The organism is Salegentibacter sediminis (genome assembly GCF_002078605.1).
Classification (GTDB): Bacteria; Bacteroidota; Bacteroidia; order Flavobacteriales; family Flavobacteriaceae; genus Salegentibacter; species Salegentibacter sediminis.
The window spans coordinates 114810-128375 of record NZ_MSJR01000007.1; the positions used below are offsets into that span (position 1 = coordinate 114810).

At 40.5% G+C, this 13566-nt stretch carries 12 protein-coding genes; 2 read left to right on the forward strand and 10 right to left on the reverse strand.

The window, feature by feature from the left end; translation table 11 throughout:
• The first annotated feature begins 160 nt into the window (after positions 1–160).
• The gene (gene gldJ, locus BUW93_RS11310; protein ID WP_081211883.1) at positions 161–1855 is read left to right on the forward strand and encodes a gliding motility lipoprotein GldJ; all 1695 of its coding nucleotides are present in this window, start codon (positions 161–163) and stop codon (positions 1853–1855) included.
• Between the two features lie 66 nt (positions 1856–1921).
• Positions 1922–3208, forward strand: coding sequence for a UDP-N-acetylmuramoyl-tripeptide--D-alanyl-D-alanine ligase (locus BUW93_RS11315; protein ID WP_081211810.1), 1287 nt, complete (start codon positions 1922–1924; stop codon positions 3206–3208).
• A gap of 173 nt (positions 3209–3381) precedes the next feature.
• Here the strand turns inward: BUW93_RS11315 and BUW93_RS11320 are convergent, their stop codons facing one another.
• The 10 genes from BUW93_RS11320 to BUW93_RS11365 form a co-directional block, all read right to left on the reverse strand.
• A complete protein-coding gene (locus tag BUW93_RS11320) occupies positions 3382–6297 on the reverse strand; it encodes a heavy metal translocating P-type ATPase (RefSeq protein ID WP_232778351.1) in 2916 nt (971 codons plus the stop codon).
• A gap of 58 nt (positions 6298–6355) precedes the next feature.
• Positions 6356–6676 carry a four-helix bundle copper-binding protein gene (locus tag BUW93_RS11325; protein ID WP_081211811.1) on the reverse strand — a complete coding sequence of 107 codons (321 nt, stop codon included), beginning with the start codon at positions 6674–6676 and terminating at the stop codon, positions 6356–6358.
• Between the two features lie 129 nt (positions 6677–6805).
• Positions 6806–7372 (reverse strand): helix-turn-helix domain-containing protein, encoded by a 567-nt coding sequence (locus BUW93_RS11330; protein ID WP_232778352.1) that lies wholly within the window; start codon positions 7370–7372, stop codon positions 6806–6808.
• Positions 7373–7431: 59 nt separating this feature from the next.
• Entirely contained in the window at positions 7432–8019 is a 588-nt protein-coding gene (locus tag BUW93_RS11335) for a DUF3347 domain-containing protein (RefSeq protein ID WP_081211812.1), read from the reverse strand.
• A gap of 39 nt (positions 8020–8058) precedes the next feature.
• On the reverse strand, positions 8059–8766 hold the full coding sequence (locus BUW93_RS11340; RefSeq protein ID WP_081211886.1) for a PepSY domain-containing protein: 708 nt from the start codon (positions 8764–8766) through the stop codon (positions 8059–8061).
• 177 nt (positions 8767–8943) lie between these two features.
• Positions 8944–9438: a DUF305 domain-containing protein gene (locus BUW93_RS11345; RefSeq protein ID WP_081211813.1), complete on the reverse strand. Its 495-nt coding sequence runs from the start codon at positions 9436–9438 to the stop codon at positions 8944–8946.
• A gap of 33 nt (positions 9439–9471) precedes the next feature.
• Positions 9472–10020 (reverse strand): DUF3347 domain-containing protein, encoded by a 549-nt coding sequence (locus BUW93_RS11350; protein WP_081211814.1) that lies wholly within the window; start codon positions 10018–10020, stop codon positions 9472–9474.
• 112 nt (positions 10021–10132) lie between these two features.
• Positions 10133–11848, reverse strand: coding sequence for an efflux RND transporter periplasmic adaptor subunit (locus BUW93_RS11355; protein ID WP_081211815.1), 1716 nt, complete (start codon positions 11846–11848; stop codon positions 10133–10135).
• Between the two features lie 84 nt (positions 11849–11932).
• Positions 11933–13207: a TolC family protein gene (locus BUW93_RS11360; protein WP_110688295.1), complete on the reverse strand. Its 1275-nt coding sequence runs from the start codon at positions 13205–13207 to the stop codon at positions 11933–11935.
• Between the two features lie 4 nt (positions 13208–13211).
• Positions 13212–13565: a four helix bundle protein gene (locus BUW93_RS11365; protein WP_081211816.1), complete on the reverse strand. Its 354-nt coding sequence runs from the start codon at positions 13563–13565 to the stop codon at positions 13212–13214.
• Between the last annotated feature and the right edge of the window lies 1 nt (position 13566).

Below are 13566 nucleotides of genomic sequence, written 5' to 3' on the forward strand. Positions count from 1 at the left end.
ATTAGCTTGCGGGCTTGTTTATAAAAAACAGCAAAGACTCAACAACATCAGGGACTTATAAGATTTTAAGGTATTCTGATTAAAATAAAATAATCTTGTACATTTATCGTTAATTACTATATTGCAAAGCCTAAATTTCTACCAAAAAGAGATGATTAATATGAGAATTAATGTTGCTTTAAAAGCCTTAATAGCTGTCGCTTTAGCGGGTAGTTTTGTAGGCTGTAACAATTCGCGGGACTATAAGAATAATTCGCGGGCTACCGGTTGGGATATCAACTCTAAAGATGGTGGTTTCCAATACAAAACCGACTATAAGGAGCAGGAAACAGGTCCCGGCCTCGTCTTTGTTGAAGGTGGAACATATACTATGGGACGGGTTCAGGATGATGTGATGCATGATTGGAACAACACCCCTACCCAGCAGCACGTCCAGTCTTTTTATATGGATGAGACTGAGGTAACCAATATGATGTATATGGAATATCTCGATTGGTTAAAGAACGTTTTCCCTCCAAGTGAAGAAAACTACAGAAACATTTATAAAGGAGCCTTACCAGATACCCTGGTTTGGAGAAACCGACTTGGTTTTAACGAGACTATGGTAAATAATTACCTGCGCCATCCGGCCTATGCGAATTACCCGGTGGTGGGAGTTAGTTGGATTCAGGCAGTTGAATTCAGTAAATGGAGAACCGACAGGGTAAACGAATTGATGCTGGAAGAGGAAGGCTATATAAAAGAGGGCGCAAGATATACCGATGTGAACGCCGGTTCTACCTTTAATACAGAAACTTATCTTAACGCTCCAAGCCAGGTTTACGGCGGCAATACAGAAATTAGCCAGGGAGGTAAGGAATCAGAAAAGATGATTGAACGGAACGCCGACAATACTGATGCTGAAGGCAATACTATCGGCGGACAAACTTTTGTTCAGCGTAAAGACGGGGTAATCCTGCCTGAATATCGCCTACCTACTGAAGCCGAATGGGAGTATGCAGCATTAGGCCTTGTAGGCATAAGAGATTACAACGTTTACCGCGGAAGAAAAAAATATCCATGGGATGGGCAATACACGCGTTCGGGAGACATAAAAAGACAAGGTGACCAATTAGCAAACTTCAAACAAGGAGATGGAGACTACGGAGGTATTGCCGGGTGGAGTGATGACGGTGCCGATATTACCGCTGAAGTAAAAACTTACGAGCCAAACGATTTTGGACTGTATGATATGGCAGGAAACGTAGCGGAATGGGTTGCCGATGTGTACCGACCAATAGTAGACGACGAATTCAATGATTTTAACTACTATAGAGGTAACGTTTACACCAAACACGAGATCAATGAAGATGGAAGTGTGAAAATTGTAACTCCAGATGATGTACGTTTTGATACTTTAAGCAACGGGCAGATTGTGGCTAGAAATCTTCCTGGAGAGATCCTGCAAACACCTGTTACCGAGGAAGACACCTATATGCGCACTAATTATACCAATAGTGACCAAAGAGATTTCCGTGATGGAGATAAGAGTTCTTCGAGATATTTTCAACCTTTCCAGGAAATAGATGATCCATCCAAAAGAATGTACAACTCTCCAACTTACGACAATATCACCTATGAGGATAGTACGGGTGCTGTAGATAGAGGCTACGATTCAGCACAGCGCACCACACTTATTAGTGACGAGGTGAGAGTTTATAAAGGAGGGTCCTGGAGAGATCGCGCTTACTGGTTAGATCCGGCACAACGTAGATTTTTCCCACAGGATATGGCTACCGACTATATTGGATTTAGAAATGCAATGTCCAGAGTTGGATCAAAATCCAAGGAAAAAAATAAAAAAGCACGGAATTAAAGCTTAATTTTTAAAATATTCTAAAAAAGCCCTATTTATTTAGGGCTTTTTTTTAGCTTTAATTTTATGAATATAGCCAAACTCCATCAACGTTTTCTGGTTTGTAGCGGTGTTAGCACCGATACACGAAAAATCCTTCCCGGAAGTATCTTTTTTGCCCTGAAAGGCCAAAATTTTAATGGTAACCAATATGCCGCGGAAGCTCTTGAAAAAGGAGCAGCCTGTGTAGTGGTAGACCAAAAGGAATTTGCAGTCCCATCAGAAAAATATATCCTGGTCAAGGATACCTTAGAAGCTTTACAACATCTGGCTACCTTTCACCGTAAATTCCTCTCCATTCCCATTATAGCTATAACCGGTAGCAATGGGAAAACAACTACCAAAGAACTTATGCATGCGGTTCTCTCTAAAAAATACAGGACTGCAGCCACAAAAGGAAACCTTAATAATCATATTGGGGTTCCGCTCACCCTCCTGGAGATGGATGAAAGTACCCAGATAGGCATTATAGAAATGGGTGCCAACCATCCTGGAGAGATAGAATTTCTTTGCAGCATCACTAAGCCAGATTATGGTTACATCACCAACTTTGGAAAAGCACACCTGGAAGGTTTTGGCAGCCTGGAAGGAGTTATTCAGGCTAAAAGTGAGTTATATAATTATTTGAAGAAAGATAAAAAACTTCTCTTTTTAAACCTGGATGATGAAAACCAGAGAGCCCAGCTTCCCTACAAACATTATTTTGGCTTTGGGACTGGACGAACCTCCAAGGTTCAGGTAAAGTATATCTCCGGGGATCAAACCGCCAGACTTCATTTTAATCAAACCGACTTTAAGAGTAAGTTAACAGGGACATACAATGCCTATAATATGGCCGCCGCTCTTTGCATCGGTCTTTACTTTAAAGTTCCATTAAATGAGATAAAAGAGGCTATAGAAGAATATACTCCCGAAAACAATCGTTCTCAGATTCTGAAAAAAAATAGCAATACCCTTTTCTTAGATGCCTACAATGCCAACCCCACAAGTATGCGTGCTTCAATAGAGAACTTCGGGGAAATGAAGCTTAAAGGACAGAAAATTGCCGTATTGGGGGATATGCTGGAATTAGGCCCAACCTCTGAAAGGGAACATCAGGATATTGTAGATCTGGCAGAATCCCGCAAGTTCGATGAAGTTTATCTTGTAGGGAGAAACTTCAAAAAAACCAAAACAACTACTCCTACAGTCATAAAATTCGAAAACACGGAGAATCTAAAAAAGCATTTCAGCATGACCGAATTCAGGAATTGCAATTTTTTCATTAAAGGTTCCCGTGCCCTGGCCCTTGAAGATCTAGTAACTGTGTTATAAGGTATTTTATTACAGAAAAACTTAGTAACAAGCCCGCCAGCAAATAATGGATAACAAAACACAATATATTTTAAGTTTGGCTCCAATAACTGGCTTTTAGGGGGTTCGCCGCTGGTCCAGCCCCCTTTGCCAGGAAAATCCCGGATTATCTTAAATTTTTGTCTGCTTTATAATTAGTCCAAACTTGTGTTTTTTAACCTCAGGGCATTCGCAATCACTGAAACCGAGCTAAAGCTCATGGCCAAAGCAGCTATCATGGGGGACAATAAAAGTCCGAAAACCGGAAATAAAACCCCGGCTGCAATAGGCACCCCAAGCGAATTATAGATGAGGGCAAAAAACAGGTTTTCTTTAATATTGCGCATCACCTTTTTACTTAGGCTCTTGGCTTTCTTCACCGATTTTAAATCCCCTTTTACCAAAGTGATCTCTGCACTTTCTATAGCAACATCGGTTCCCGTTCCCATTGCGATCCCAATATTGGCCTGGGCAAGGGCTGGCGCATCGTTTATCCCATCACCTGCCATTGCCACCTTCTTACCTTGCTGCTGAAGTTTTTTAACTTCATTTTGTTTATCCTCCGGTAACATTCCGGCTTTAAACCCGCTTAAGCCAAGTTCTTCGGCAACAGATTTTGCGGTTTTTTCATTATCGCCGGTAAACATTAAAATTTCAACACCATCGTCCATCAAAGCTTTCAGCGCTTCCCGACTGGTTTTCTTTATCGGATCGGTAATGGTTAAATATCCTGCAATTTTGCCATCCACAGCAACATAAGAAACGGTTTTGCCCATTTCCTGTTCAGCAAAAACCTTTTCCTTTATTTCTGAAGCGATCTGCACCCCTTCTGCCTGCATTAATTTATCGTTTCCTATACCGACTTTTTTGCCTGAAACCATACCAGTTACTCCCTTTCCGGTTAAAGCATTAAAATCTGAAGTTTCATCGAAATTCAACCCCTTTTCTCTGGCAAAATCCACACTGGCTTTTGCCAAAGGATGTTCACTCTGGGAATTTACAGAGGCAATTAATTTAATAATCTCCTCTTTATTCCCTTCGGAAGTAAGCTCCACCTTTTCCACTTTGGGTTTCCCCTCGGTTATGGTGCCGGTTTTATCGATTATTAGGATATCGATATCATCCATTTGTTCGAGGGCACGGGCATTTTTGATCAAAACTCCATTTTGGGCACCTTTCCCAACACCCACCATTACCGACATTGGGGTAGCCAGACCAAGGGCACAGGGACAGGCTATGATTAGCACAGCGATGGCGTTTACCAGAGCATATACATAGGACGGTTCAGGCCCAAAAACTGCCCACACGATAAAAGTAATTACGGAAATCATTACAACCACCGGTACAAAATAGCCGGAAATCCTGTCGGCCAGTTTTTGAATAGGCGCCTGGGAGCGGCTGGCATCATTCACCATTTTAATGATCTGGGAAAGAAGTGTTTCCTCACCCACTTTTTCAGCTTTCATTGTAAAGCTTCGGTTGCCGTTTATGGTACCTGCACTTACTTTATCACCTTTTACTTTATCAACAGGTATGGGCTCCCCGGTGATCATCGATTCATCAATACTGGAATTTCCTTTTTCCATAACTCCGTCCACCGGGATCTTATCGCCAGGCTTTACTCTTAAAATATCTCCCGAATGGATCTCATTAATAGAGACTTCCTTTTCTTCGCCATTAACCACTTTTATGGCCTTATTAGGAGCCAGTTTCAGTAATTCTTTAATGGCAGTATTCGTCTTGCTGTGAGCACGTGCTTCGAGTACTTGCCCAAGTAAAACCAGGGTTAGGATCACCGTTGCAGCCTCAAAATACACATGCACGGTACCCATTTCAGTCTTAAACTGTTCAGGGAAAAACCCGGGAAACACGAGTCCAAAAACGCTGAAGATCCAGGCTATTCCCGCTCCTATTCCGATAAGAGTAAACATATTGAGATTCCAGGTCTTTACAGATCGCCATGCACGTTCAAAAAACATCCAGGTGGCATAAAACACAACCGGGATGGAAAGTACAAACTGAACCCAGTTCCAGTATTTCATCTCCAACAAATCGTAAAGCGGATTATTCGGGATCATTTCAGACATCGCGATTAAAAAGATGGGGAGAGTAAAGGCCACCGCGATCTTAAACTTTTTCAGCAATTTTTTATAGGATTTACTTTCCGAAGACTCAGGTTCCATGGGGACCAATTCCATCCCACATTTAGGACAATCTCCCGGTTCATCTTCAACCACTTCGGGATGCATAGGGCAGGTATATTGCGTGGCCGCTGGAGTGAGCCTGGCTTCTTCCACAAGATCCATCCCACACACGGGACAGTCTCCCGGTTGGTCGTAAGTTTTATCACCTTCGCAATGCATAGGACAGTAATAAACCCCGGTACCACCAGCCTTAGGTTTTTTCTTTTCGCTTTTAAACTCTTCTCCATGCTGGTGAATCTGATAGTTCCCGCCATCTTCTTCCAGTGCTTTCTGAAATTTTTTAAGCGGAATGTGTTTCTTCATCCTAATCTCGGCTTCGGCTTTCCCAAGGTTGACTTTTGCCTCCTCAACACCTTCTACCTTATTAAGCGCTTCTTCCACGTGAGAACGACAGCCATTACAGGTCATTCCACTAACCGAAAATTTCCTGGTTACAGGACCGGGAGGGTGAATCCCATATTTTCCACCATCTTCTTCCAGGGCTTTTTGAAATTTCTTTAGGGGAATGTGTTTCTTCATCCTAATCTCGGCTTCGGCTTTTTCGAGGTCTACTTTTGCTTCCTCAACGCCTTCTACCTTATTAAGCGCTTCTTCCACGTGAGAACGACAGCCATTACAGGTCATCCCGCTTACCGAATAGGTATGAATCATAGGACCCGGTGCCTTAATCCCATAGTTTCCCGGAATTTTATTGAGGGCTTGCTGAAATTTCTCAATTTGGATATGCTCCTCCATCTCAATTTCTGCTCTCTGTTCTTCTAGATCTACCCATGCATCTTTGACGCCTTCTACGTTTCTAAGAGCCGATTCCACCTGAGACCTGCAACCAAGACAGGTCATTCCTGTTATGTTATAGCTGTGTTTCATCTTATTATTATGCTTAAAAAAACCCTGTTTCGACAGGGTTTTTATTCAAATTCTATGTTTACGCCAAATAGGTACGGCAAGCATCTACACAATGCCTGCAAGCTTTTGCACATTCCTGGCAGTGATCGTGTTCGTGCTTACTGCATTCATCGGCACAATCATTACAAACTTCGATACAATATTTCACCAGGCCGTCTACATTCTTGTAATTGGTTGCCAGCACCTGGTTTAGAGTCGAACAAACCTCAGCACAAACCTTATCGGTCCTGATACAGGTTGCCATTTTTTTCACATCATCTTCCTCCAGACAGGCATCGGCACAATAATTACAGTGGTTTATACAATTTCCCAATGCATGAATCAACTTCTCATTTCTCATAACTTTTATTTTTTATTGGTTTACCCCAAAGGTAACCACTCACTTATGAAAAAGCTTTTAAAATTATGGTAAGAAGTTATAAGAAAATCGAAAATCGGCCTTATTAATGGAATGGAATAGCCCAAAGCTTTAGATACTATCCAGCGAATTCCGGGAAGTGTATTGCTGTTTATATTCCGATGGTTTTAGGCCGGTCTCTTTTTTAAAGAAGGTGGAAAGGTAAGCCGCACTGCCGTAACCCATTTCATCGGCAATTTCGGCAATACTAAGTTGGTCGTATTCAAGAAGTTCCTTGATACGCTCAATTTTTATCTTATTCTGGAAACTCTGAATACTCTGATTCTCTGCTTTTGAAAAAATTCCGGTTAGGTGACTGTAATCGTAATTAAGTCTGTCACTTAAAATTTGCGAAAGCTTTTTGTTTCCAAAATCACTGCGATGATAAACCATTTCAATTATCGTCGCCTTAATAGCATTTACGATCTTGTCGCTACGTTCCAAAACCAGTTCAAAGCCAGTCTTGTTCAATTCTTTTTCCAGCACACTCAACTGCTCTTCTGAAATCTCTTCCTCCAGCTCAATCCTGCCAAGGTTCACACTCTTATAAGACAAACCTTGTGCTGCAAGAAGGTTTTTCACACTCATCAAGCAGCGGTCACATACCATATTTTTAATATGCAGGATTTTAGTATCCAAATTTCCGGAGATTTAAAGAAAACCTTCAGGGCTTTTTTTCACCCTGAAGGTTAAGCTATTTATTTAATGGTAGCATCTACCCTACCACATTTCAACATTTTTTCGCCATAGTACGGGTTATAGATATCTTTTGAATTGGAAAGCCAGTAATCCCCTTTTCCTTCAAAAGCCATTGGACAATACTGTTTGTAGATCTCTCCCGAAGCAAGAGCGCCTTCAAGTTGATTTTCCATAGCCACAGTAAGATCAGAAAATGCTTTTCTTTGTTTGCTCACATCATCACTGGAAGCGATTTCTTGTGCAGCAGCAGTAATCTCTTCTTTTGCTTCGATTTCACTTAATTCCTGAGCCCTGGTTTTTGCGGTTTCCGCATCTGTATTCACCAATGCATCTTTAATTTCCACATAAAACTCATAGGCTCTGGCTGTATTTTCATCTTTGAATTCAGCGTTTATAGCCTCGCCCTGATATTTATTAGTTTCCTTGCTGCTATGATCCCTTCCATCCATTTCAGCCTCCTGGTGCATTTCGTTTTGCATAGGTTCTGCGGGTTCATCTTTATTCTCTTCGGTATTTCGGCAAGAGGTCATAGTTATTGCTCCTGCCACCAGACTAAGTATCATTAGATTTTTTAAATTCTTTTTCATCGTTTCTGTTTTTATTCTTATTTGGGTTTAAAATTATACTTATTTAAATCGTTTCTGAAGTTTTCTCATCGAGGGAGACGAAATGTACCAAAGCACAAAACCGCTTAAGACCGTAATTAAGCCCATAAGGGAAAATATTCGAAGTACCAGGTTATTAAAATCATCCCGGCCTTCATAATCCATGGTGTGGGTCATCCAGAGAAAGTCAAACCAACGCCAATCTCTATGTCGCACCGAGTTGAATGCAGCGTCCTGCACAGACACATATGCTTTAAGGTCTGATGGCTCTTTGTAGGAGATCACGTATGCCGGTAAAGCGCCACTTCGGTATTCGTGGTGTTTCCCGGTTTCCTCGATCAATTCTATTCCGCTTACCTCGAGATCTTCCCGCATATGTTGTCCCGCAATTCTCAAGGCTTCTTCCGGGGTGATATCCGGCCTTTCCTTTCCGGTTTTAGGGTCGATCAGGTTTTCGCCATTTACTAAGTAAAAAGCCCTTCCTCCAATATCCTTTAGCTCGAGGGAATTAACCGGAGTGCCCGATAGTATTTGTCCCGGACCAGACAGGTTTGAAAATGTGGCAGGCTTTACCACTTCTTTTCTAAAATGATCTCCATGAATCTCATCAAGATCGGTCCAGCTAAAGTACATCCCACTAATAGTCCACATAATGAACTGAATTCCTATAAAAAGTCCCAGGTAACGATGGGCCTGCCTTAGTTTAAAGGCTGTTTTTCGTTTAACTATCATTTATTGTATTGTAGGCAATTGATACTATGGGGTTTTTTTCAATGCAAAAATAGAATAATCTAAACTTTTAAAATAAAAATAAGCGGACGCAAAACCTAATGGCTCCTACCTTCAACCTCCCCCACTTAAAACCTTTAGTTTTTAAAAAGCTTTGGGATTTCTGGCTTCTTCGATCTACTTATCCTCATTCTCCAGGCGGTATATTATCTTTTTCATTTGCGCGATCTCCCTTTTCTGAGCTTCAATAATCTCTTCAGCCAATTTTTTGGTTTCAGGGTCTTTTATATCTGCACGCTTACTGGTTAAAATCGCGATAGAGTGGTGAGGGATCATCGCTTTCATATATAGTACATCTCCAATGATTGGGCGCTGTGCTCTTACTAATCCCAAGGCCGAAACGAACAGGATAAGACTCCCCAAATAAATGGCAATATTCTTTTTCTTGTTTTTATACATTTTGAGCATAAAAGAAAGCATAATTACCGCCATTGCCGAAATTCCCAGGCAAGTCATATAAAATCGTGTTAGGCTAAAATATACATGATCAAACTCATAAGTATTAAAATACATGGTAATGTACATGGCTAAAAAAGAGAGTCCGAGCATTAGGAAAAATCTGCCGTAATTACCACCACTCTTTTTGTGCTGTTTTTTTTCTTCTGAATTCATTATTGTTTTGGTTTTATAGTTGATTAGTTTTTTTTACTTTTTAATCGTCTTTTTCACAGAACCACAATCGGGCATCTTATCACCGAAATATGGGTTGTTTATTTCTTCGATATCGGCATACCAGTAGGCTCCTTTATTGTCGAAAGCCATAGGGCAGAACTTTTTATAAATAGTTCCCCCGGAAAGTGCATCTTCAAACATAGGTCCCGCTTTTTCTGTAAATGCCGCGAATAATTTCCTTTGCTTTTCCAGTTCTTCGGTTTCAGATAATTCCTGGGCAATAGCTTTTAGCTCTGCTCGTTCTTCTGAAAATGATGCGATCATACTTTGAGCCACATCCTGGACCTGGCCTGCATCAGCATTGGTTAATGCTATTTTTATCTCCAGGTAGTTATGCCAGACCTTTCCCGTCATTCCATCTATAAAATCCTGATCGGCGATATCTGCGGTTTCTTTTTCCGTTTTTTTAACCTCTTCAGGAGTGTCTATCTCAACCGATTGTTTTCCCTTGTTATCCACACAGGACATTAGAGCAATAGTCATTAAAAAAATTGCTCCAAAATTTAAAATTCTATTTTTCATTTTTGATTAGTTTTAGGTTAACTTCTAAGTTACAACCTCTCAATCCCTAGGCTGTAAATGTTTTGTGAAACCTCTATAAATATGATTAATTTTAACATTAGTTTAAAAACAATTATAACTCTCTTTGTGTATCTCCACAATTCATCATCACCTCTCCGTAATAAGGATTTCTAATCTCTTCAGAAAGGCTTAACCAATTAGCTCCTTTATTGTTATTCACCATAGGACAATGTTGAATATAAACCGGGTTTTCCAGGGTTTCCATATTGGAGGCAAAAGCAATTATGTTTTCTGAAAGCACTATAAAGTGATCCCGCTGGTTTTCGATATCGTCATTTTCTAAAATAGCTTCGAGCATACTTTTAATCTTTGTAAGGTGTTGGGTTTCCATGGCTCCAAGATTGGCGACTTTAAGATTTTCAGTTCTCTGAAGCATTTTGGAAGCAACAGCTTTAACATCTTCAGAATTGGTGTTTACAAAGGCATCTTTTAAATCAAAATAAGCTGATAGCACACCGGTAAAATCCTTCTGAAAAGTATCTGGCAAATTCATTTTCATTTCGGCAGCATCCTCTTTCTCTTTACCCTGGTTCATCATAGACTTTTTTCCTTGCAATTGCGCCGCGGCATCTACGGTAAATGTACCGTTGGTTACAATTTCCTCGCCACCTTCAAGACCAGATAATACTTCGTAGGTTTCGCCTAAAGTAGCGCCTAATTCTATTTCCCGCATTTCAAAAACAGGTTCATCACGGCTGGTTTTTACATAAACCAGGGAACGCTCCCCAGTCCATAAAACCGCTGTTTTTGGAATGCTTAAAGTAGACTGCGGCTCCTGGCCAGTATTCCTCTGAAGTTTTGCCCTAACGAACATTCCGGGTTTTAAATTTTCATTTTTATTATCCAAAACAGCCCTTAGCCGCAGCGTTCTACTAGCCGTATTCAAAACCGGATCTATAAAAGAAATGGTAGCTTCCAGTTCCTTATCGGGATAGGCATTGGTGGTTACCATGATCTTTTGACCTTCCTCTAAACCAGAAATCTGATTCTCATAGGCATCAAAAACCGCCCAAACCGAATTCAAATTTGCCAGCTTAAACAAAGGCTGTCCCTGTTCAACATAATCTCCCTCCTGCACCAATTTTTCAGTAACCGTTCCCGATACTGTTGCGAAAACCGGAAAATTCTGCTTTATCTGGCCCGCATCTTCAATAGCATTTATTTGAGCGTCTGAAAGCTTCCATAATTTCAGTTTGTTTCGTACAGCATTATAAAGCGCGGGTTGACTTTCCTTCATTTTTGCGGCTGTAAGCAATTCCTGTTGTGCGGCAACAAGTTCTGGGGAATAAATAGTTGCCAAAAGCTGCCCTCTGTTTACACTTTCACCGGTAAAATTAACATTAAGGTTTTCTATTCTTCCCGTGAAATAGGCTACCTGCACCGCATTGGCTTCCTCATTTACCTGTATCTTACCTGACAGATTAAGAGTATTTTCAACTTCTCCCCCTCCACCAACAGTAATGGTTTGGATATTGGCTAAAGCCATTGCATTATCGGTCATTTTAAACTCATCTGCCCCAAGGCCATCGGCATTGGCATCGGCAGGAATAAGTTCCATCCCGCAAATAGGGCAGTCACCGGGTTCGGGTTGCATAATCTGTGGATGCATAGAGCAGGTCCACATTTGAGTAGTTTCTCCTTCATGATCATGCCCGTCTGCGACTTCGGTTTCTTGCTTTCCGTTTTTTACGTCTCCCGTTCCAAAGAAAAGATATCCCAGCACCAGGCCACTGATAAGGATTAGGATATAAACGATATATTTTTTCATTTTTTAAATATTACTTGTTCTGTTAATTCTAATATTTTTGTCTAGCTGAACCTAGTCCTGATCTTGACAAAAATTATTCTCTATCTAATTGCTTAGGTAATTGATTACTGCAGCTTGCATATAATAGTTCTTCACGGCTTCGATAAGTCCGGTTTGAAATTTTAGTTGTAATTCCTGTATTTCCAACACATCATTAAAATCGATAGTGCCGGTTTCATAGCTTCTTACCAGGATATCTTCTGCATCTTTCGCCTGTTCTAAATTTTCAATAAAAGTATTCGCAGTCATCCTTGCCGAGTTTCTAATGCTCACCGCTTCTTCTAACCTGGTTTGTAAAAGATTTAAGCGCTGATCTTTTTGTGCCTTTAACTCCTTTTGCCTAAGTTCATTTTGCTTTGTAACCGACTTATATTTACTGTTGAATATGGGAATAGAAACCGATACCATAGGCATTAGGATATCTTTTCCGTTATCGGCTAAAGTCATATCTGTACGTTCAGCGACGCTAACATAATCCAGCCCAAATCCCAATTTTGGCGCCGCATCTTTTAGATTTAATTTTTCTGCTTCTACTACTGATTCATAGAGTTTGTCGAATTTCAATAATTCCGGGTGCACCTCAGCTACTCTTTCCTTCTCATCAGTTCGAATCGGAATAAAAAGGGAATCAACCACTTCTACTGAAAGATCTTCTTCCCGGTTCAGCAGATTATTGAAGAGTACTTCTTCCGCATTAAACTCCTGTTCCAGGCTTTCTTTTTGCTGAGCCAGATCATTTTGGCGCATTTGAAGCCTTAACACGTCTACCGCTGAAGCACTGCCCACTTCAAGGGAATTAAGCGCCAGTTCGTGAAAGGTCTCCAGTAATTCTATATTTTCCTTTAAGATTTTTTGTTTAGCCTCGTTCGCAAATAATCGGTAGTAAGCCTGAGCTACAGCAAGGGCCAGTTGGCGTTTGGCGACAGCTATCTCCACATATTCTGCATCTGCCATAGAACCCGCATAATTTTCCCTTGCGGTAATAGTTCCGAACCAGGGAAGCATCTGCCTAACGGAAAGCCTTAATTTTTGCGGACCGGTTCTGGTTTCTGGTTCACTCACAAAATACCCTATTCCAAACTCGGTATCAGGGTAAGCGTTTACCTCGTTTATCTTTTCCTCTGCAATCTCATATTTCAAATTAAAAGACTGGATCTGCGGATTATTCTCTTCAGCCACCTGAATATAAGACTCTAATTGCTGGGCATTGGAGTTATAGGTTAAAAACGAAAAGTGAAGAGTAAAAAGTACGAGAAGGCTTTTAAAGCTTAACTTTCGTCCTTCGATATGCCCAATAAATTTTATTTGAAAATTTCTCATCTTACTAAATTTTAGATTTGGCAGTTTTGATCGAACTCACTAGCATAGCTACCAATTCCTTGCAGTTAACATGAAGGTCCTTATGAACTGAATGCTCAATAAACTCTGAATCTTTCAATAAGTCCAACCAGTAAATAGTCTCGTTTGCCTCTTTTAAAGCAATGCTCATTTTATGAATAAAGTCTTTTTTACTTTCTGCAAATTCTGCTTCACGAATAAGCGCACCGATTGCTGTTCCACTTCTTAGAATTTGTTTACTTATCACAAACTCCTTCTTCTCATTAATAATTATTTTATATCTCTGAATAACCAAAAGAGCAAACGAATAGCTTTTATCTCTTAAAATACTTTTAGCCATA

Bases quoted from the DNA above. Each gene is read 5' to 3' on its own strand.
- BUW93_RS11360 (WP_110688295.1), bottom strand. From the start codon at position 13,207: ATGAGAAATTTTCAAATAAAATTTATTGGGCATATCGAAGGACGAAAG.
- BUW93_RS11355 (WP_081211815.1), bottom strand. From the start codon at position 11,848: ATGAAAAAATATATCGTTTATATCCTAATCCTTATCAGTGGCCTGGTG.
- BUW93_RS11345 (WP_081211813.1), bottom strand. From the start codon at position 9,438: ATGAATTCAGAAGAAAAAAAACAGCACAAAAAGAGTGGTGGTAATTAC.
- BUW93_RS11365 (WP_081211816.1), bottom strand. From the start codon at position 13,565: ATGGCTAAAAGTATTTTAAGAGATAAAAGCTATTCGTTTGCTCTTTTG.
- BUW93_RS11350 (WP_081211814.1), bottom strand. From the start codon at position 10,020: ATGAAAAATAGAATTTTAAATTTTGGAGCAATTTTTTTAATGACTATT.
- BUW93_RS11325 (WP_081211811.1), bottom strand. From the start codon at position 6,676: ATGAGAAATGAGAAGTTGATTCATGCATTGGGAAATTGTATAAACCAC.
- BUW93_RS11315 (WP_081211810.1), top strand. From the start codon at position 1,922: ATGAATATAGCCAAACTCCATCAACGTTTTCTGGTTTGTAGCGGTGTT.
- BUW93_RS11320 (WP_232778351.1), bottom strand. From the start codon at position 6,297: ATGAAACACAGCTATAACATAACAGGAATGACCTGTCTTGGTTGCAGG.
- BUW93_RS11335 (WP_081211812.1), bottom strand. From the start codon at position 8,019: ATGAAAAAGAATTTAAAAAATCTAATGATACTTAGTCTGGTGGCAGGA.
- gldJ (WP_081211883.1), top strand. From the start codon at position 161: ATGAGAATTAATGTTGCTTTAAAAGCCTTAATAGCTGTCGCTTTAGCG.